This is a genomic window from Marinomonas foliarum, assembly GCF_003337275.1.
Classification (GTDB): Bacteria; Pseudomonadota; Gammaproteobacteria; order Pseudomonadales; family Marinomonadaceae; genus Marinomonas; species Marinomonas foliarum.
In genome coordinates this window covers 61,924-81,712 of record NZ_QPJQ01000006.1, presented here as the reverse complement: position 1 = coordinate 81,712, position 19,789 = coordinate 61,924, and the positions used below count along the sequence as shown (strand labels likewise).

Sequence of the window (19,789 nt, the reverse complement as noted above, 5' to 3'; positions counted from 1 at the left end):
ATAAATGTTTAAATTGGACTGTGGCTTATAAGGGACACAATCTGTTTTAGGCTTGAGAAATCTTTTTCATTAAATTCGGTTCGAGTTTCCAGCCAAAAAATGATCATTTCTCGCTCTGCCGTTTGTGTAGAAGCGAGCATTAGGTGGCTGTTCGAATCGATTATTTGATCTGCTGTGTGTGGCAGGTCTTTTAATATTCCGTCTAGCTTTTTGCCGAAAAGGTGTGTGGCTGACTTTTTGGTTGATAGTTTGTTAAATAGGTTAGAAGGCGCGTCCCATTTTATGGCTTTAAGCGTGTTGATATTGTAGCCATATTGGAAAATAGGCGACACAGTGCTTTTGGATTGTTTGAAGAGGATGCAGTGTTGTGTGTTCGGTATGGCTTGCTTAATGGTTTTTAAAGCCATATTTGCTTTTTGCTTTGAATCATAGATGTCGTGTTTGCCCAATGCCTTTTTCAGGGCTGCAATGGGTGATGTTTTATTGGCTGAGTTGGTGTCTCTTGCTTTTTTGCCTGTATATAAATTAGGGTCTAGTAATTGCTGTGCTAAGGGGGGTCTTCCGCCGTTATTAAATAGTCTAGCTGCTTCTGCACTGGCAAGGTGCGCGGTTTGGATAACTTCACCCACATGACGATGCATTATCGTTGCGACAACACGATAGAAGAAAGGCAGATTTTTAGAATCCCAGCCTATTAAATCGGCTTCATGGGCTACCTTGGTTGCGCAGTATGAAAAAATAAGTGGGTTGTTTATTAATATTGTTAGTCTTTTGTCTTCTGTGAAGCCAGGTAGTTCTTCTGGGTGGTGAGCTAAATGTGCCAGGCTTTGTAGCTCTTTTTTATTCGGTATGAACTTGGTTGAGAAGGACTCGATGACTTTGCTTGGTGTGTTCCAATGAGAGCATAAGTGAACGGTTAGTTCGTCTATGCGGCAGCCTAAAACATTCAGTTCTGCTTGGCTTTGTTTTTCACCTTGGCTTAGTTTGTTTTTAATGTCCATCATTGTTGGATAGGCATAAAACCATAGAAGCCACCTTGCTGAATCGCGAAATAAGGTGATCCAAAAAATATCATCTTCGTGGCTAGTTAGTTTCTCTATCGACCAGTGTCTCGCTATAGTAGCAGCTTCATAGCTGGTTTGTATTTCGCTAAGAAAAGCTGTTACATGCGGTGGATTGTTCTTCGGATAGAACTTGTATGGGGCAAAAGCTGAGAAAATTTTTCCTATGCCGCTCATCCCAACCATTGATGCTGCATGGAAAGGATTTTTTATTTCATTGTTTTTATTAGGTATTATTCGATTAGCTTCGTTTAGTATAGCGAAGGCTAATAGTGGATCAGAGGCGATATTGGCTTGCATTCCATCAAGTGTGTCCTCTGTTCTCGCTATTTGGGTTTTTAGACGAGACAAACTTACCGCTTTGACGGGAAATTTTTTGTTTTTCAGAAAATGTAGCCATTCATTTAGGCCAGAAGGTGACTTGTCTATCATAGCTGGTTACATTGAGAGCTCATGTTGGTGGTTTTTTAAAAGTTGCTCTTATATTTCGGTTCTTATTAATCATACTGTATATTGAGGTGAGAGCATACTTTGTCAGTATTAAGGAAGGTAATATGTTTGCATTAGCTGGTTTGCTAGTGGTCATTGTTAGTGTGGTGTTTGGCTATATTGCATCCCATGGGAATATGTTAGCCCTATGGCAGCCTTTTGAGGTGATTATAATCTGTGGTGCAGCCCTTGGGGCTTTTATGGTTGCCAACCCGTTCATTGTGCAGAAAAAAGTATTTACTATGCTGCCGCAGGTGTTCACTGGGAGTCGACACAATAAAACTTTTTATCTTCAGTTGTTGGGGTTGATGTATTGTCTTTTCCAAAAAAGCCGACAGCAGGGTTTTTTGTCTGTTGAAGAAGATATCGAGTCGCCTTTTACGAGTGAGTTGTTTGCTCGTTTTCCTGATGTGATTCGAGATCATGAAGTTGTTGATTTTTTGACGGATAATTATCGTATTTTCACGCTTACTGGATTGCCTGCTTATGAAATAGAGGCAATTATGGATAATGAAATTGAGCAAATTCAGGAAGAATTGGTTGCACCAAGTCATGCCTTGACTCGTGTCGCTGAAGCATTGCCTGGTTTTGGTATTGTGGCGGCCGTATTGGGGATCGTTATCACCATGGGATCAATAGGTGGGCCGCTTGAAGAAATTGGCGCTCACGTTGCGGCTGCGCTGGTAGGGACATTTTTAGGTATCTTCTTTGGTTATGGATTTGTGGGGCCTGCCGCTTCACATTTAGAGAGCTTGGGAACCCACGAGTTAAAAGCGTATCTGTGTATAAAAGCCTGCTTGAATTCGATTGTGTCTGGTTATGCTCCGCCAGTAGCGGTCGAGACTGGCCGTAAGTTACTTCCACCTGAAATGCGTCCTAGCTTTATTGAGTTGTCTGATGGTCTTAAGCAGTATCGCTAGTATGGAAAAGCGTAAGAAGATGAGGTGTGAGCAATGGCTATAGGTACCAATGGCTTAGTTATTCGTCGGGTCAAAAAAATCAAGAAAGGTGGTCATCATGGCGGTGCTTGGAAGATAGCCTTGGCGGATTTCGCTTTAGCAATGATGGCGCTTTTTTTAGTTTTATGGATTATGAGTGTGGCTTCTCCAGAGGAGCTAAAAAGTATTGAAGGATACTTTCAAGATCCAATGGGGTCGTCAACAGCTGGCTTTAGCGCCAATCCTATTGATTTAGGTGGAAGTCCTGCAAAAAGTGCTGAAAAGAAATTAGATTTGCAGCTGCCTGATCCTGGTAGTGTCGATGTGCCTTCTCGGGATGATCGTTTGGGTAATGGGCCTGAGTCGTCGGAGTCAAAGAGCATCAATGATATGTTGCAAGAGGAAGTTGGGAAAATGAATGTTCTGCTTTCCCAGCAGCAAAATATGCGCATCGAGATCACGCCTCTTGGTGTACGCATTACATTGTTGGACGATCCCGATAAGCCTATGTTTGAGCGCGGCAGTGCTCGCATGATGCCAGACATAGAAAATACGCTTCTTACTATGTCGCCGATTTTTAATAAGGTTACTAATCCTATTGTTATTACTGGTCATACGGATTCGTCGAAATTTAGTGGTGGACGCTTGGATAATTGGGACTTGTCAGCATTAAGGGCCAATGCTGCCCGTCGAATTTTAGAAGAGGGTGGTGTGGCAGATAAGCGTATTGCTCAAGTGATAGGCTTGTCTGATTCGATTCCTTACAATCGTTTTGATACCGATAGTGCAGAGAATAGGCGCATTAGTATTACCTTGTTAACGGATGATGCTTATAAAAAATTGCTGGATCAGAATCGCCGTAATTTCGGTGATGCAGCCCAGCAATCTATTGAGAATCTTACGCCTGAGGCCGTTTTTTAAAATGCCTGGTTTTCACGTATCGAGTGCTTAATTCTTAAGAAGCTTTGGAAGCGGTGTTCTGTTATTTCACCTTTTTCTAAGGCTTCAAGGATCGCACAACCTGGTTCTTTCTCATGAGCGCAATCGCGGAATCGGCAATAACCAATATGTGATCGAAACTCGATAAAGCCGTTGAGCAATTCGTCTTCTGAAATATGCCATAAACCAAACTCGCGTATTCCTGGAGAGTCAATGAGGTCCCCGCCTTTTGGCATGTGGAATAGTCGGGCTGTGGTAGTGGTATGTACGCCTTTTTTTCGTTTCTGGGAGAGCTCGCCAACGCTGATGTCTATGTCAGGAAGTAGAGTACCGATCAGAGACGACTTACCTACGCCTGATTGCCCAACAAAAACGCTCGTTTTGTCTTGCAGAAAGTCATACAGAGACTCCATGCCTGCTTGGTTTTTGATCGAGGTTCTGATGATGTTGTAATTTAGGTCTTCATAGGTTTTAAGGAGCTTGTCTAGATCTTCTTTGTTTTTCTCGTCTATTAAATCGCATTTGTTAAGCAGGATGACTGGCGGGATGCCAACGGTTTCTGCGGCAACTAGGTAGCGATCAATTAAATTGGCGTGAGCAACAGGCTCAGCAGCAATAACAACAATGATGTGATCTATGTTTGCTGCGACAGGTTTTATTCTGCCATGCATGTCAGGACGAGATAAAGAGGTGTGTCTTGGAGTTGTAGCAACGACTACCCCGCCTTCATTCTGTTTTGGACGCCATATAACTTTATCGCCCGTCACCAATTGGCCTAGATTGGCGCGTAAATTACAGCGAGTAGATGCGCCAATAAAAGGTTCTTGAGTGCCTTCCACCTCAACTTGTGTGCCGAAGTGAGAAATAATAATGCCTTCTGTTTCAGCCCCAAGGTCGGATGACTGAAGAAGTTCCTCGGCGACATCCCCTCTTTTTTGAGTGCGTTCAACGCGCTCTTTGTGGATTTTTTCGATTCGCCAAGTTTGTTGTTTAGTAAGTTTTCGCTTCGACATTAGATTCGTCTGGTCATAAAGTAAGGCGCATAGAGTATAATGCTTGGCATTGATAATAAAGGACTTGGAAGATTATGAGCTTAAATGAAGAGAATTTAGTGTGGATCGATCTTGAAATGACCGGATTGGACCCAGAAACGGATACTATTATTGAGATTGCAACCGTTGTCACCGATAAGCATCTGAATGTTTTGGCAAAAGGCCCTAGCCTTGCTGTTTATCAAGACAAAGCGGTGATGGACGCAATGGATGAGTGGTGCACACAGCATCATGGTGACTCAGGGTTAACGGCAAGGGTGTTGTCGTCAACGATTAGTATGTCACAAGCAGAGGAAGAAACGATCAAGTTTCTAGCTCAATATGTGCCAGCGGGTAAATCACCAATATGTGGTAATAGTGTTGGGCAAGATCGTCGCTTCTTGTACCGTTACATGCCTAATTTGGAAGCATTTTTTCATTATCGTTATTTGGATGTTAGTACAATTAAAGAGTTGGCACGACGTTGGAAGCCAGAGGCGCTAGAAGGGTTTACTAAGTCGGGCTCACATTTGGCGATGGACGATATTTTAGAGTCTATTGGCGAATTGAAGCATTATCGTCGAACTATGTTTGGTATGGACGATAAATCTTAATAGCACATGCCGCTAATCTAACCTGTTCTTGTTATGAGTTGGTGGGTTCTGTGTCCACTAACTCAGTCCTGCCACACCATCCCATATTAGTTTGATTCCTGTTAGGAAAAGAAAGCCGTACATGAATTTGAAAAATACGGCCGTGGATAGTTTGTAATGCAGCCATGCGCCAAGCTGGACGCCAATAAACGCAACGGGTGTAAAGCAAAGTGATAACAGGATGTTGGTGCTGTTGAGTTGTCCAAGCATGCCGTATGGAATGAGTTTTACGTAGTTTATTGCTGTGAAGATGACGGCTGCTGTAGCCACGTATTGTGTTTTGTCTAGGTTTGCTCTTAGTAGATAGACGCTCATAGGCGGTCCGCCAGCGTGAGCTATAAAGCTGGTGAAACCGCCAAGGGTGCACCAAAGTTTTCCTATGAACGAATTCAGCGGTTGTCGTTCTTTTGTGCGGTTTTTTTTGGGCCATGAGTTTAGTGTGAAGCCAACAGCAATAACGCCTACCATGATTTTTAACCATTCAGCAGAAAACCACGATGCTGTTAAGCCGCCAATGACTACTCCGATGATGGCGGCAGGTATGCATTTGATTAGTTGCTCTGTGTTCCACTTCTTCCAAAACTTCTGCACAGTGAAAATGTCCATGATACATAGTATAGGGAGCATTATGGCGGCGGCCAGAGTAGGGGAGGTTTGGAGTGAAATAAGCGGTACAGCAAGTATGCCGAAAGCGCCAGAGAAACCACCTTTAGAAATGCCAGTAATAAATACGGCAATGGCAATGAGTGACATAAGCAGCCAATCCATAAGTGTCCTCTGGTTAGATGTTTGTGGTGAGCGGTAAAAATGCATATTGATTATGGGGGATTGCCACTTGTTTCAAAAGGCTTCTGTATTAGAATTGTCAGAAATTAATGAGCCATGTGATTGGTGTTTGCTCTTTTTGAGTAGAGAGGGATTGGTAAGTGATGCAAATAGAGAAAGATGTTTACGGTGAAGAGTTGATGGAAAGTCTAGGCGGGGCTGTTTCCTCGGTTTTGAAGGCGGGCGCGGTTGTGTATCTAGAGGGAGACCTTGGTATGGGTAAAACCACGCTTGTTAGAGGTATGTTGCGTGGCTTAGGTCATTTGGGGCCAGTTAAAAGTCCTACTTACACGATTGTTGAACCCTATGAATTATCCGGCCTTGAAGCATTTCATTTTGACCTTTATCGCGTTTCAGACGCTGAAGAGCTTGAGTTTATAGGGATTCGTGACTATTTCTCGGACAGCAGTTTGTGCCTGATTGAGTGGGCTGAAATGGGGCGAGGTATTTTGCCTGAGGCGGATTTGATTGTTTCATTAAGTTTAATTCGTCAGGGTCGCCATGTGGTGATAGAAGGTATTACTGAAAAAGGTTTGGTGGCTATAAATGGGCTGAAAAAGGTCATAACGTCTTGATGTATAGACGTCTTTACTCTAAGTAAGATTGAGATCCATGTAATCAGCAGTTATAGTGTGTCAGATATACTAGCTAGCTGTCTGATATGCATACTAAATTTCATACTTATTTATTTGTTTTTTTCTCTTTTATTGTCTCTTTGGTTGCCACGAATGCTTTTGCGGCAGAAGTTAGAGATATACGTGTCGCTCAACAAGAGGGCGTAACACGTTTGGTTTTTGAGCTTTCTGATGCGTCTGAGCATCGTATTTTTCCTCTCTCAAACCCTGAGCGCATTGTACTCGATGTGAGTAATGTTGACTTGAGTACGTCCGTAGTAAATGGCTTATCAGCTTTATCTTCGGACGTTTTGATGCGAGTTCGTTATGCAAAACGGGATAATGGTGTCCGGTTTGTGTTGGATTTGGCTCAAAAGGCAAAAGCGAAGAGTACTGTCTTGGCTGCAAATGGGACTTATGGTCCGAGAATATTAGTTGAGCTTGAATATGGTGTCAGTAAGCCTGTAACAGTTGTAAAAAGCTTAGCAAACTTGTCCAAAGAAAAGCGTGATATCGTTATTGCGATCGACCCAGGTCATGGCGGCAAAGATCCTGGTGCTTTGGGGCAATACAGAGTTCGTGAAAAAGATATAGTGCTGTCGATTAGTAAGGAATTGGCTAGTCGAATTAATGCTGTAGATGGTTTTAAAGCGGTGTTGACTCGATCAACTGATACCTATCTTCAATTGCGTGACCGTTCTCGTGTAGCGCGTGAAGCCAATGCAGATTTGATGATTTCCGTGCATGCGGATGCTTTTACAAAATCGAGTGCTCGCGGGGCTTCGGTGTGGGCTCTGTCATTAAGTGGTAAAAGTTCTGAAATGGGTCGCTGGCTGGCGCAACAAGAAAACTCCGCAGATTTGGTTGGCGGCATTTCTTTAGATGACAAAGATCAGTTACTTGCTGAGGTTTTGTTAGATATGTCGATGAATTCGACAATTCAGATGAGTCTGAACATCGGCGAAAGTGTCTTGGGGGAGATGAAAAATGTGGCTGTCTTACATAAAGGCAGTGTGCAGCAGGCAGGCTTTGTTGTGCTGAAATCACCAGATATTCCGTCAATACTTATTGAAACCGGGTTTGTATCAAACAAGACAGAAGCAAAAAATTTATCGAGTAGAACGTATCGAGTAAAGCTGGCAGCCTCTATTTCTAAGGGCGTCATTGAATACTTTACTAAGAATGCGCCAGATGGAACCTTAGTGGCTTGGAAGCAAAAGAAACATTCTGATTATGTGTACACCGTTAGTAAAGGTGATACTTTGTCTGAAATTGCTAGGCGTAATCAGGTGTCTTTACCTATTTTAAGACAAGTAAATAATTTGAATAATGATGTTATTTGGATTGGTCAGAAGCTTGTCATTCCTGCCGGCTAAAATCTAATAGTCTTATGCTCTTGTGTTTATGAACTAAAGGGCTCAGAAATCAAAGGTCGTTCATGCAAAGAATTAATCTTTTATCTCCACGTTTAGCTAACCAAATTGCAGCGGGTGAGGTGGTTGAACGACCAGCCTCCGTTGTGAAAGAGTTGCTTGAGAATAGTCTTGATGCTGGTGCGTCTCAGCTTGATATCGATGTTGAGCAAGGGGGCGTTAGGCGTATAAAGATCCGTGATAACGGCACGGGTATCATGAAAGATGATTTGTCTTTGGCGTTAAGTCGACATGCAACAAGCAAAATAATTACTTTAGATGACCTAGAAGCTGTGTGTACGCTAGGTTTTCGTGGTGAAGCATTGGCCAGTATTAGCTCTGTGTCGAGAATGCATCTTACATCTCAAGCAGAAAGCGAAAATGAAGCTTGGCGAGTAGAGGCAGAGGGCAAGGATATGGCGACGGCGATTCGTCCTGCTTCCCATCCTCAGGGGACGACTATCGATGTGCGTGATTTGTTTTTTAATACGCCTGCTCGTCGTAAGTTCCTTCGTACTGAAAAAACCGAGTTTGCTCACCTAGAAGAAGTGGTGAAGCGGTTGGCGCTTAGTCGCTATGAAACAGGTTTTCGTCTAAGTCATAACGGCAAGCAGGTATACGATCTTCGCCCCGTGACAGATCAGCTTCATGCTGAGCACAGGCTGGCGACCTTGTTGGGTAAAAAATTCATTGAAAACTCATTAACGCTGGATGTTGAAGCGGCTGGCTTGCGCTTGTGGGGCTGGATTGGTCTGCCGACATTTTCTCGTTCTCAGGCGGATCTGCAATATTTCTTTGTAAATGGTCGAGTGGTTAAAGATAAATTGGTCGCTCACGCTGTTCGTCAGGCTTATCGTGATGTTTTGTATAATGGTCGTCATCCTACGTTTGTTTTGTATCTTGAGTTAGATCCTTCTACTGTGGACGTAAATGTTCATCCAACCAAGCATGAAGTGCGGTTTCGCGATGGGCGTTTGGTGCATGATTTCTTGTTTAGTCGTATTCATAAAGCGATTGCTGATGTGCGTCCTGAATCTGATGGGGCGCCAACAGGCATGCAAGACTCTACTGCCAGTGAGCCTTCTTCTTACAGTTCAAGTATTACAGAGCAATCTGCTTTGCAGCTATCGAATCGTCCTGCAGCTTCTGGTATGGAGTGGATGCAATCTAATTCTCCAACGAGCTCTTTGGGGGCTTCAGAGGTGCGTGGTCAGCTTGATGGTTTGCGTCGACTGTCTGGTTATGCACAGGAGTATGTCTCTAAAACTGAGGAGGTTGACCCTGAAACAGGAGAGGTGCGAGAAATTACTCCGCCAAGCTCTCTGGGGCAATTTGACGATCCATTTGTTAGATCAGAAGGTGATTATCAGGCTGTACCACCGTTAGGCTTCGCGGTTGCCCAGTTGCATGGTGTCTATATTCTCTCTGAGAGTGAGCAAGGGTTAATTTTGGTGGATATGCATGCGGCGCATGAACGAATTGTTTATGAGCGTATGAAGACGGCGTTTTATCAAAAAAACATATCATCGCAGCCATTATTGGTGCCAATTAATGTTTCTGTATCGCAAAGTGAAGCGGATCTGGTGGAAGAAAGTGGTGATGTTTTTGGGTCTTTTGGCTTTCGTGTAGAAAGAACTGGCTTAGAAAGTGTCATGGTTCGAGAAGTTCCTATTATACTGATTCGAGGGGATGTTGAAGGGTTGGTTCGTGACGTAATAAGTGATTTATCGATCAATGGTGTATCTGACCTAATGGAATCTAGGGCGAATGAGTTGATGGCGTCAATGGCTTGTCATGGCGCGGTGCGAGCAAACCGTAAGTTGACTATTGCTGAAATGAACAGCCTTCTTCGGGATATGGAAGTGACTGAACGAAGCGGGCAATGTAACCATGGCCGACCAACTTGGGCGCATTTGACCATGTCTGATTTGGATAAACTTTTCTTGAGGGGGCGTTAATATGACAAAGCCGCACGTTGTTTGTTTAATGGGGCCAACGGCTTCTGGAAAAACGGGATTGGCTGTTGAGTTGGCTGAACATCATGATTTTGAAATCATCAGTGTGGACTCTGCTCTTGTTTATAAAGGAATGGATATTGGTACGGCCAAGCCAGATGCAGCGTTACTTGCAAGGGCTCCCCATAGGCTAATTGATATTATTGATCCGCTTGAGTCCTATTCGGCAGCCGACTTCGTTTTGGATGCGGTTGAGCAATCGCGAGAAATTATAGCGAAAGGTAAAACGCCACTTTTGGTTGGTGGCACTATGATGTATTTCAATGCGCTGCAAAAAGGTTTGGCAGAAATGCCGCAGGCAGATGCTGAACTGCGAGCTCAGATTGAAGTGGAGGCTGCTGAAAAAGGCTGGGAAGCTCTACATGAAGAGTTGCAGGCGTTTGATCCAGAAGCGGCTTCTCGCATTCATCCCAACGACCCACAGAGATTGCAGCGTGCTATTGAGGTATATCGTTTAACTGGTAAAACCATGACTCAGTTTTGGGCGCAGCAAGAAGCTGTGTCCTTGCCGTTTGATATGATTAATATGGCAGTAATGCCTAAAGAACGAAGCGTGTTGCATGAGCGAATAGAGCAACGCTTTTATGACATGATGGATCAAGGCTTTTTAGCTGAAGTTGAGGGGCTTTATCATCGTGGTGATTTGTCTGCCGATATGCCTTCTATGCGTTGTGTTGGCTACCGGCAGTTGTGGCAATATTTAGACGGTGCTGATTTGCTAGATGATGCTATCTTTAAAGGGGTAGTTGCTTCTCGTCAGTTGGCAAAAAGGCAGCTTACTTGGTTAAGGGGATGGGAGGATCTGATGATTTTCGATAGTTTGTCGAAAGATCTTGTGCCGGAAGCCTTGAATTACATAGAAAGCAGGATTATATAGGGGAAATAGATAAAAAATTGGTGTAGTATCTACAGTATTGTTTTATCAATATTTAATTTAATATTTTTTGCTTGTTTAAGGAGATCACAATGTCAAAAGGGCAATCATTACAAGACCCTTATCTAAATATTCTACGTAAAGAAAGAGTGCCAGTATCTATCTTTCTTGTAAATGGAATTAAGCTTCAAGGTCAAATCGAATCATTCGATCAGTTTGTGATTCTATTAAAAAACACTGTTAGCCAAATGGTTTATAAACATGCCATTTCTACGGTGGTACCTTCCCGTACTATCCGCATCCCGTCTCCTGATCAGCCGGAAGATGACGCTGAATAGTTTGTCTGTAATAAGGCGAACAGAGGAATATTAGATTGTTTTTTGAACGTCCAGATAGTGGTGAAATAGCTGTATTGGTTCATATAGATTTTCATGATCAAAATGAGTCTTATGGACCAGAAGAGTTTGTTGAACTTGCTATTTCTGCTGGCGCAGATCCTGTTGCTGTAGTCTCGGGGTCGCGTCAGCGTCCTGATGCCCGGTATTTTATCGGTACCGGTAAACTAGCAGAAATAAAAGACATTGTTGATCGAGAAGAGGCTCAAGTGGTCCTTTTCGATCATGCTTTGTCTCCTTCCCAAGAACGTAACCTAGAAAGTGTATTGCAGTGTCGTGTGCTTGATCGTACAGGGCTTATACTTGATATATTTGCGCAGCGTGCACGTACCCATGAGGGTAAATTGCAGGTCGAATTGGCGCAGCTGCAGCACATGTCTACTCGTCTTATTCGAGGTTGGACGCACTTAGAGCGCCAGAAGGGCGGTATAGGTATGCGTGGGCCAGGTGAGACTCAGCTTGAGACTGACCGCCGATTACTTAGAGAGCGTATTAAAGCGATTCAAAAGAGATTGGCGAAAGTGGGTTCTCAGCGAGATCAAAACCGTCGATCCCGTGATAGATCTTCAGTCCCAACTGTATCTATTGTTGGTTACACTAACGCAGGGAAGTCGACATTGTTCAATCGAGCGACTGGCTCTGATGTTTATGCCGCTGACCAGCTTTTTGCTACATTGGATCCGACATTGCGACGTTTGGATATTGAGCAAATCGGCTCGATTGTCTTAGCTGATACAGTGGGCTTTATTCGCCAATTGCCGCATAGGCTGATCAAGGCGTTTCAGGCGACATTGAAAGAGTCTTCAGAGGCTGATTTGTTATTGCATGTTGTCGACGCATCTGACATTTCTCGCGACGAGAATATGAAGCATGTGGATTCTGTGCTAGAAGAGATTGGTGCCAATGAAGTGCCGACGCTTAAGGTATTTAATAAAATAGATGCTTTGCCAACAGCAGAGCCTCGAATAGATCGTGACCCAGACGGGAACCCTTTGAGAGTTTGGTTGTCTGCTCGTGATGGTCAAGGTATTGATTTGCTTAAGCAGGCAATTGCAGAGCTGTTAGCGGAAGATGTTTTTAATGAAACTCTTTACTTGTCGAGCAAATATGGTCGATTAAGGGCTATGTTGTTCGAGCATGGGGCGGTTAAGTCGGAGCGCTTTGATGAGGCGGGCCGATTTGTCCTTGATGTTAAGTTGCCTAAAAAAGATTATTTACAAATTTTGGCTCGCGCTGGCATGTCTGAGGATCAGATTGAAGCTGTGTAAGCTGTCAGGATTATCATTAAAATAAAGTGGAGACGTAGTATGGCCTGGAATGAACCGGGTAATAACGACAATGACCCATGGAATCCAGATAAAAACCGTAATAATGGTGCTGGACGCCCAGATGGCGAACGTGAAAAGGAAACCAACAATGACCCATGGGGGCGCAAGCCTACTGGGAATGAGCAAGGTCCTCCAGATTTGGATGAGGCTTTCCAGAAATTAATGGGGATGCTAGGCGTTAAAAAATCCCGCAAATCTGGTGGCTCTAATGGTGGTGGCTCTAATTTTTCGGGCAAATTTGGCGGTGGTTTAATTGCTCTTGTTCTGATTGTATTGCTGGCTCTTTGGGCTGCAACGGGCGTTTATCAGGTTGATCAGCAGGAACGTGGTGTTGTGCTTCGATTAGGGAAGTATCACTCAACTGTTATGCCTGGTCTTCACTGGAATCCACCTATGATTGACTCTGTCAGTAAGGTGAATGTAACTAAAGTTCGTTCTCATGATCACAAAGCGTTAATGCTGACAGTTGATGATGCGATTGTTGAGGTTGGTGTTTCGGTTCAGTATTCTGTGCAAGACCCGAAAGACTTTTTGCTGAATGTACGTAACCCAGAAGAGTCTTTGGCTCAAGCAACAGAAAGTGCGCTGCGTCATGTTGTTGGTAGTTCTGAGATGGATCAAATTTTAACAGAAGGTCGTGAGTTGTTGGCGGCAGAAGTTAAGGTTCGTATTCAGGATTATGGTAACGCTTACGGCACTGGTTTGCTGATTTCAAAAATTAACGTCGAAAATACTCAGGCTCCTACTCAGGTCCAAGAGGCATTTGATGATGTTATCAAAGCGAAAGAGGATGAGTTGCGAGTTCGTAACGAGGCCGAATCTTATGCAAATGGTATTATCCCTGAAGCTCGTGGTCGTGCTCAGCGTATTAGAGAGGAGGCGGAAGCTTACCGCTCTGAAATCGTTGCTCGAGCAAGTGGTCAGGCAGATCGTTTTGATAGATTGTATCGAGAGTATACTAAGGCGCCAGATGTTACTCGCCGTCGTTTGTATATTGAGACAATGGAGTCCGTCTATAAAGACGTGAACAAAGTTGTTGTGGATACTAAAGGTGGTAATAACATGATGTATTTGCCTTTGGATCAGTTAATGAAGCAGCGTGCAGAATCGTCTAAAGGGTCTACAAGCTCATTGAGTTCTAGTAATGTCGGGACGTTGACGGATCAGGTTCTTGAGGAGATACGTAAACGCCAAGGTGCAACAATCCGTAGAGAGGGCAGAAACTAATGAGAGGCTTTTCTTTTTCAGTTTTATTTGTTGTTCTTCTCGGTGTACTGATTGCTTCACAAACGCTTTTTGTTGTAAATGAAACTGAGCGTGCGGTTGTTCTTAAGTTTGGTGAGATTGTTCAGGATGATGTTCAACCTGGCATTCACTTTAAACTTCCGATTATGAACGAAGTTAAGAAATTTGATGCTCGAATTTTGACAATGGACTCTCGTCCTCAGCGTTATTTGACGCTAGAGAAGAAAGCTGTTGTTGTGGATTCTTATGTTAAATGGAAAATAGACTCTGTTGCTAAATTTTACCAAGCAACGTCTGGTGATGAATTTGTAGCTAATCGAGTGCTTTCTTCTCGTGTTGATACCGGACTTCGAAATAAGTTTGGTGAGCGTACAATGCACGAGGTTGTTTCGGGTGAGCGTGATTTGTTAATGACAGAATTGCGTGATGACCTAAACGAAGTGGCTCAAAGTGAATTGGGTATTTCTATTGTTGATATCCGAGTTAAGCGAATTGATCTGCCGCCAGATGTTAGTGAATCTGTTTATCAGCGTATGAGAACCGAGCGTGAGCGTGAAGCTCGTGAGCACAGATCGAAAGGTTTGGAGCTTGCGGAAGGTATTCGTGCTGACGCCGATCGCCAGCAGGTTGTACTTGAAGCGGAAGCTCAGCGTGATGCCGAGATGATTCGTGGTGATGGTGACGCTAATGCTGCAGCAATTTACTCTAAGGTCTACAAGCAAGATCCTGAATTCTATGAGTTCTACCGTAGTCTGCAGGCCTATCGTGAGAGCTTTAGTGGCAGTAGTGATTTGTTCGTACTTGAGCCAGATAGTGAATTCTTTAAATATTTGAATAGCTCTACCAATAGTGGTTCTAAATAGAGTAGATATTCATCAATAATCGTACATGAGACCTATTTGTTAAAATGGGAAACATGGTACTATTACACAAACCGGGCCAAGCCCGGTTTTTTAATGGTCAAAATAAAGAGAATCTATGCAGGAATTGTTGCAGTCGCTGCTGGTTGGCGTCAGCCTTTTATTGATCGCTGAGGGTGTTTTGCCGTTTCTAGTTCCGAATGTTTGGCGGGAAATAATGGTGAAAGCTATCGCGAGCTCAGATTTGAATTTACGCATTCTGGGTGCGGTTAGTATGTTTCTTGGATTAATGCTTCTTTTGCTGACTCGAAGCTAAGAGGACAATTTAATGACATTAGCAGATCGCTGGTTACTTCCTGAGGGCGTTGATGAAGCGTTGCCTGAACAGGCCGCTAAGATCGAGCACCTTAGAAGAACTCTGCTTAATCTCCATGAGAGTTGGGGATATCACTTAGTAATACCTCCTCTATTAGAGTATCTGGATTCCCTTCTTACGGGTGCTGGCTCTGACCTAGAAATTGAAACATTTAAAGTAATTGACCAGTTATCAGGTCGACTTCTAGGTATTCGTGCCGATTTTACATCCCAGGTTGCTCGAATTGATGCTCATTGTCTTAAAGATGATGGTGTTCAGCGTTTAAGTTATTGTGGCAGTGTTTTAAGAACAATGCCGGCTGGCCTTGATGGCACACGTAGCCCGATTCAATTGGGGGCGGAAATTTATGGCCATGGTGGTGTAGAAAGTGATGTTGAGGTTTTGTCCTTAATGTTGCAGACCTTGTCTACTGCTGGCTTGTCAAACCTTGTTCTTGATCTTGGACATGTTGATGTTGTGAGTGGTGTTCTTGCTGCTTGTGATCTTGATGCCGATCAAGAAAGTAAGTTGATTGAATTGTATAAGGCAAAAGACTTGCCTGAGCTTGATCGCTACGTAGAAGGGTTGAATGGCTTGAGTGGCATTCAGCAGCAGTGGTTGGTTGGGTTGCCACGTTTATGTGGTGGCAAAGAAGTGTTAAAGCGTGCGATGGATTTATTGGGTAATGTGAATGAATCTATTCGTGATGCTGTTGTTTTGCTGCAAAAAGTAAGTGATTCAATTTGTCAGCGTTTTCCTGGAGTGGGGTTGCATTTCGATTTAAGCGATTTGGTTTCCTATAGCTATCATACTGGTGTTGTTTTTGCTGCTTATGTTCCTGGTCATGGTAATGCCATTGCTCGCGGCGGGCGCTATAACAACATTGGGCAAGTGTTTGGTCGGTCACGTCCGGCTACGGGTTTTAGTACGGATGTAAAAGCCTTGGTTGCTTTGACTGATGTCGTGGTCAATAAGCCAAAAACGGTTCTGTCGCCAATTTGCTCAACAGATGAGCTTTGGCGGAAAGCGAATTCCCTGCGGTTTGATGGATATCGAGTGATAGAGGTCTTGGATGATGTCTATGCTGGAGATGCTGACTTTAAGTTGGAATTTGTTGATAAGACTTGGCAGTTGATGCCGATTCAGAGCTAGAGTTTTCTTTAAGAACTATCTAAATGAGACCTGAAATTATGGGTAAAAATGTTGTTATTCTAGGCACTCAATGGGGTGATGAAGGTAAGGGTAAGGTTGTAGACCTGCTTACTGAGGATGTTGCTGCTGTTGTGCGTTTTCAAGGTGGTCATAACGCTGGCCATACATTGGTTATTGATGGCAAAAAGACAGTTTTGCATTTGATACCTTCTGGTATTTTGCGTGAAGGTGTTCAATGTATCATTGGTAATGGTGTTGTGTTGTCGCCTGCCGCTTTAAAGACGGAAGTTCTTGAGCTTCTTGAACAGGGTGTGCCAGCGGTTGACCGTTTGAAAATTAGTGCAGCTTGTCCATTGATTCTTCCTTACCATATTGCGATTGATCAGGCTCGTGAGCTTGCAAGAGGTGAGAAGAAAATCGGTACAACGGGTCGTGGTATTGGGCCAGCTTATGAAGATAAGGTTGCCCGTCGTGCGATTCGTGTTGGTGACTTGTTAGACTCTGAGCGTTTTGCGGCTAAGTTGAAAGAAGTGCTTGAGTATTACAACTTTGTGCTGACTGAGTATCATAAAGTAGAGCCGATTTCTTTTGAAGAAGTGTACGCAGCTGGTTTAGAGATGGCTGATTTCTTGCGTCCAATGGTTGCAGATACTATTACTTTGTTGCATGACTTGCGTAAAGCGGGTGCGAACATTATGTTTGAAGGTGCTCAAGGTTCATTGTTGGATGTTGATCACGGTACTTATCCTTATGTGACGTCTTCAAATACAACGGCGGGCGGTGCTCCAGCGGGTACTGGTTTTGGTCCTTTGTACTTGGATTATGTGCTTGGTATCACTAAGGCTTATACTACTCGTGTAGGTTCAGGTCCTTTTCCGACAGAGTTATTTGATGATGATGGTGAGCGTTTGGGTCGTCGTGGTCATGAATTTGGTGCCACAACAGGTCGTTCTCGTCGTTGTGGTTGGTTTGATGCTGTTGCTCTGCGTCACGCTGTTCAAATCAACTCTGTTTCTGGTATGTGCTTAACAAAACTGGATGTTCTGGATGGCTCTACTGTCATTAAGGTTTGTGTGTCTTATGCTGATGCCGATGGAAATCCAGTTGCTGGATGTCTAGTTGATAGCGAAGGTTATGAAAACGCTAAGCCAGTATATGTTGAGTTGCCTGGTTGGACTGAATCAACAGTTGGTGCGCCAAACTTTGAGGCTTTGCCTAAGAATGCGCAAGATTATATCCGCTTTTTGGAAGAGCAAGTTGGTGTTCCAGTGGACATTATTTCGACTGGCCCAGATCGTAATGAAACGATTGTTCTCCGTGATCCTTTCAAACAATAGTTTGAATTGTTTAATGGATTGATTAAAAAAGCCGCTTTTAGCGGTTTTTTTTGTATTTTAAACTGGCTAAGTTCATCTTATTAGTATTCTTTGTAAATAGAGTGAAAAGAGGGGGCTGTGTTTGTCGGGGGGTGAGGTAATATTTACAATTGAATTTATGGCAGCATATTTAGCTGTTTGAATAGTAAGATTGAAGAGGGAATATTTATGGTTAAGTTATTGCTTGCTGATGATGATGCTCGTTTATCGGATTTGATTAAAGAGTATTTTGATGGTGAGGGTTATGATGTTACTCATGCTTGGAATGGCAGAGAGGCATTAGAGCTTATGGCTGTGAATATGCCGGATATTGTTATCCTTGATGTGATGATGCCGGAATTAGATGGGTTTGAAACCTTAAAGCAAATCCGTAATAAGAGTGCGGTGCCAGTTATTATGTTAACTGCCAAGGGTGACGATATTGACCGAATTCTTGGTTTGGAGATGGGGGCAGATGATTATCTGTCTAAACCTTTTAACCCGCGAGAATTACTAGCGCGCATCAAGGCAATTTTACGCCGCGCAAGCCAAGAGCGTGAAGATGATCCTACTGCCGACATTGAGCTTTCTGGGGTATTGTTGCGTCGCAAGGATCGCACTGTTTACTTAAGTGGTGAGTTGGTCGAGTTAACAACGTCTGAGTATACCTTGCTTGAGTGTATGTTGATGGCGCCTGGTCAGGTATTAACAAAGCAAGAGCTTTCAGAAAAAGCTTTAGGTCGTAAATTAACTATGTATGATCGTAGTTTGGATATGCATATTAGTAATTTGCGTAAGAAAATTGGTAATTTAGAAAATGGTGATCCTCGGATTAAAACAGTGCGAGGTGTTGGTTATATATTTGTATCGAATGAGCAAGGTGTTTAGCTTTTCATGAAAAATACTTTTCTGCGTGTGTTTTTGGTGGTGTTGCTGTCCAATATTGTTGTTGTCAGTATTGGGTTGGGGATGGTTCAGTTTATCCAAAAGCGCAATCAGGTGTCGGCTGATCTACTAGGAGATGTGGGTGTTCAGTTGGTGGCTGGGTATGAAAAGTTTGGCATTACCTCCTTGCAAGAGGAAACTAAGAAGGCAGAGAAGCGGCTGTCTGGTACGATTTATCTGTATCAAGAAAATGGCCGTCCTTTGCTGAAGCCGTTACCTCGTAACTTTAGGGAGCAGAATACACCCAGTGTGGCAGCGGGTCGCCCAGCGGCGGATTTCTTGCATAGTCAGTTTATTCAGGTGATAGGTGGGAATAATGTTCAGTATCTGCTGATATTTAAGCCAAACCCTGAAATTAGCCCTATTGCACCAGAGGCCGTGGTTGGTTTTTCGTTGTTGGGCTTGTTGGTTTCAAGTGGTGTTTTAGCTTATTGGTTGTTGGGGCCGTTGCTTAAACTGCAGCGAGTAGCTCGCTCATTTGGACAGGGGGATATGACTGCGAGGGTCGAGAATAAGTTGGCTCGAAGGAGTGATGCTGTCGGTAAGTTGGCGAGAGAGTTTAACGAAATGGCAGTTCGTATTGAGACGCTCTTATCGTCTAAGGAGCGCTTGATGCGTGATGTTTCGCATGAACTCAGGACGCCACTGGCTCGGATTGAAGTGGCGCTGACTATAGCGGAAGATAAGTATGCATTAGAGGCTCAAAAAGGGTACTTGTGTAGGATTCGTACAGAGCTTCATGAGTTGGATGAGTTGATTGGGCAGGTGCTTACATTGAGTCGACTTGAAGCGGCTTCTTTGATTAAAGAAGAGATGAATCTTCGAGAGTGGCTAGATGATATTGTGGCTGATGTGAGTTTTGAGAGTCAGCTAAAAGGGATTTCTGTAACTCGGCTGGGTCGAATGCCTAAAACAATATTGGGGGATCCGCTCCAGTTGCGTCATGCTATTGAGAACGTGCTTCGGAATGCCTGTTTTTATGCCGGTAATGGCGGAGTTATAGAGGTAGAGACTCACGAAAAGGCTGGGATGGCTTATATATATGTGCGTGATAATGGTCCCGGTGTCTCTGATGATAAATTAGAAAAGATCTTTCATGCCTTTTACCGGTCTTCTGAGGCAAGAGAGGCGAATAGTGGTGGGTTTGGTGTTGGGCTTACTATTTCCCAACGCATAATTCGGGCTCATAAAGGCCATATTACTGCGAAAAATCGAGAGGAAGGTGGTTTGGAGGTGTGTTTTCAGTTACCTGTGGCCTAGTCTGTGGCCTTCTATAGTTGAATAAAATTTTCTGCTGGTAAGA

At 43.6% G+C, this 19,789-nt stretch carries 19 protein-coding genes; 16 read left to right on the top strand and 3 right to left on the bottom strand.

From position 1 onward, the window contains the following. Nucleotides 1–8: 8 nt before the first annotated feature. Nucleotides 9–1,493, bottom strand: coding sequence for an HDOD domain-containing protein (locus DFP77_RS04750; RefSeq protein WP_114411132.1), 1,485 nt, complete (start codon nucleotides 1,491–1,493; stop codon nucleotides 9–11). Nucleotides 1,494–1,615: 122 nt separating this feature from the next. Between DFP77_RS04750 and motA the strand changes: the two genes are divergently transcribed. Both motA and DFP77_RS04740 read left to right on the top strand, forming a co-directional pair. Further along, nucleotides 1,616–2,470, top strand: coding sequence for a flagellar motor stator protein MotA (gene motA / locus DFP77_RS04745; protein WP_114411131.1), 855 nt, complete (start codon nucleotides 1,616–1,618; stop codon nucleotides 2,468–2,470). 33 nt (nucleotides 2,471–2,503) lie between these two features. After that, nucleotides 2,504–3,409 carry a flagellar motor protein MotB gene (locus DFP77_RS04740; protein WP_114411130.1) on the top strand — a complete coding sequence of 302 codons (906 nt, stop codon included), beginning with the start codon at nucleotides 2,504–2,506 and terminating at the stop codon, nucleotides 3,407–3,409. On the opposite strand, the gene rsgA is transcribed toward DFP77_RS04740, so the two are convergent. Then, complete coding sequence (gene rsgA, locus DFP77_RS04735) at nucleotides 3,406–4,440, bottom strand: small ribosomal subunit biogenesis GTPase RsgA (protein ID WP_114411129.1); 1,035 nt, start codon at nucleotides 4,438–4,440, stop codon at nucleotides 3,406–3,408. The genes DFP77_RS04740 and rsgA overlap by 4 nt on opposite strands. Nucleotides 4,441–4,514: 74 nt before the next feature. Between rsgA and orn the strand changes: the two genes are divergently transcribed. Then, a complete protein-coding gene (gene orn, locus DFP77_RS04730; RefSeq protein ID WP_114411128.1) occupies nucleotides 4,515–5,072 on the top strand; it encodes an oligoribonuclease in 558 nt (185 codons plus the stop codon). A 57-nt stretch (nucleotides 5,073–5,129) separates the two neighbouring features. Here the strand turns inward: orn and DFP77_RS04725 are convergent, their stop codons facing one another. Continuing rightward, nucleotides 5,130–5,879: a sulfite exporter TauE/SafE family protein gene (locus tag DFP77_RS04725; protein ID WP_114411127.1), complete on the bottom strand. Its 750-nt coding sequence runs from the start codon at nucleotides 5,877–5,879 to the stop codon at nucleotides 5,130–5,132. A 161-nt stretch (nucleotides 5,880–6,040) separates the two neighbouring features. Between DFP77_RS04725 and tsaE the strand changes: the two genes are divergently transcribed. The 13 genes from tsaE (at nucleotide 6,041) to DFP77_RS04660 (ending at nucleotide 19,746) form a co-directional block, all read left to right on the top strand. Further along, nucleotides 6,041–6,511 carry a tRNA (adenosine(37)-N6)-threonylcarbamoyltransferase complex ATPase subunit type 1 TsaE gene (gene tsaE, locus DFP77_RS04720; RefSeq protein WP_114411126.1) on the top strand — a complete coding sequence of 157 codons (471 nt, stop codon included), beginning with the start codon at nucleotides 6,041–6,043 and terminating at the stop codon, nucleotides 6,509–6,511. An 86-nt stretch (nucleotides 6,512–6,597) separates the two neighbouring features. Continuing rightward, nucleotides 6,598–7,926 carry an N-acetylmuramoyl-L-alanine amidase gene (locus DFP77_RS04715; protein ID WP_114411125.1) on the top strand — a complete coding sequence of 443 codons (1,329 nt, stop codon included), beginning with the start codon at nucleotides 6,598–6,600 and terminating at the stop codon, nucleotides 7,924–7,926. A gap of 62 nt (nucleotides 7,927–7,988) precedes the next feature. Beyond that, a complete protein-coding gene (mutL, locus tag DFP77_RS04710) occupies nucleotides 7,989–9,920 on the top strand; it encodes a DNA mismatch repair endonuclease MutL (protein ID WP_114411124.1) in 1,932 nt (643 codons plus the stop codon). Between the two features lies 1 nt (nucleotide 9,921). Beyond that, nucleotides 9,922–10,854, top strand: a complete 933-nt coding sequence (gene miaA / locus DFP77_RS04705; RefSeq protein ID WP_114411123.1) for a tRNA (adenosine(37)-N6)-dimethylallyltransferase MiaA — start codon at nucleotides 9,922–9,924, stop codon at nucleotides 10,852–10,854. A gap of 89 nt (nucleotides 10,855–10,943) precedes the next feature. Continuing rightward, on the top strand, nucleotides 10,944–11,189 hold the full coding sequence (hfq, locus tag DFP77_RS04700; protein WP_012070321.1) for an RNA chaperone Hfq: 246 nt from the start codon (nucleotides 10,944–10,946) through the stop codon (nucleotides 11,187–11,189). A 35-nt stretch (nucleotides 11,190–11,224) separates the two neighbouring features. After that, nucleotides 11,225–12,514 (top strand): ribosome rescue GTPase HflX, encoded by a 1,290-nt coding sequence (hflX, locus tag DFP77_RS04695; protein WP_114411122.1) that lies wholly within the window; start codon nucleotides 11,225–11,227, stop codon nucleotides 12,512–12,514. A gap of 39 nt (nucleotides 12,515–12,553) precedes the next feature. After that, entirely contained in the window at nucleotides 12,554–13,801 is a 1,248-nt protein-coding gene (gene hflK, locus DFP77_RS04690; protein WP_114411121.1) for an FtsH protease activity modulator HflK, read from the top strand. Then, complete coding sequence (gene hflC / locus DFP77_RS04685) at nucleotides 13,801–14,682, top strand: protease modulator HflC (protein WP_114411120.1); 882 nt, start codon at nucleotides 13,801–13,803, stop codon at nucleotides 14,680–14,682. Before hflK ends, hflC begins: the two co-directional genes overlap by 1 nt. Nucleotides 14,683–14,797: 115 nt before the next feature. Further along, the gene (locus tag DFP77_RS04680; protein WP_114411119.1) at nucleotides 14,798–14,995 is read left to right on the top strand and encodes a DUF2065 family protein; all 198 of its coding nucleotides are present in this window, start codon (nucleotides 14,798–14,800) and stop codon (nucleotides 14,993–14,995) included. A 12-nt stretch (nucleotides 14,996–15,007) separates the two neighbouring features. Continuing rightward, nucleotides 15,008–16,186, top strand: coding sequence for an ATP phosphoribosyltransferase regulatory subunit (locus tag DFP77_RS04675; RefSeq protein WP_114411118.1), 1,179 nt, complete (start codon nucleotides 15,008–15,010; stop codon nucleotides 16,184–16,186). Nucleotides 16,187–16,224: 38 nt separating this feature from the next. Further along, complete coding sequence (locus tag DFP77_RS04670; protein ID WP_114411200.1) at nucleotides 16,225–17,523, top strand: adenylosuccinate synthase; 1,299 nt, start codon at nucleotides 16,225–16,227, stop codon at nucleotides 17,521–17,523. Nucleotides 17,524–17,730: 207 nt separating this feature from the next. Beyond that, nucleotides 17,731–18,429 (top strand): response regulator transcription factor, encoded by a 699-nt coding sequence (locus tag DFP77_RS04665; RefSeq protein ID WP_114411117.1) that lies wholly within the window; start codon nucleotides 17,731–17,733, stop codon nucleotides 18,427–18,429. A 6-nt stretch (nucleotides 18,430–18,435) separates the two neighbouring features. Next, nucleotides 18,436–19,746: a HAMP domain-containing sensor histidine kinase gene (locus DFP77_RS04660; protein WP_114411116.1), complete on the top strand. Its 1,311-nt coding sequence runs from the start codon at nucleotides 18,436–18,438 to the stop codon at nucleotides 19,744–19,746. Nucleotides 19,747–19,789 lie beyond the last annotated feature (43 nt).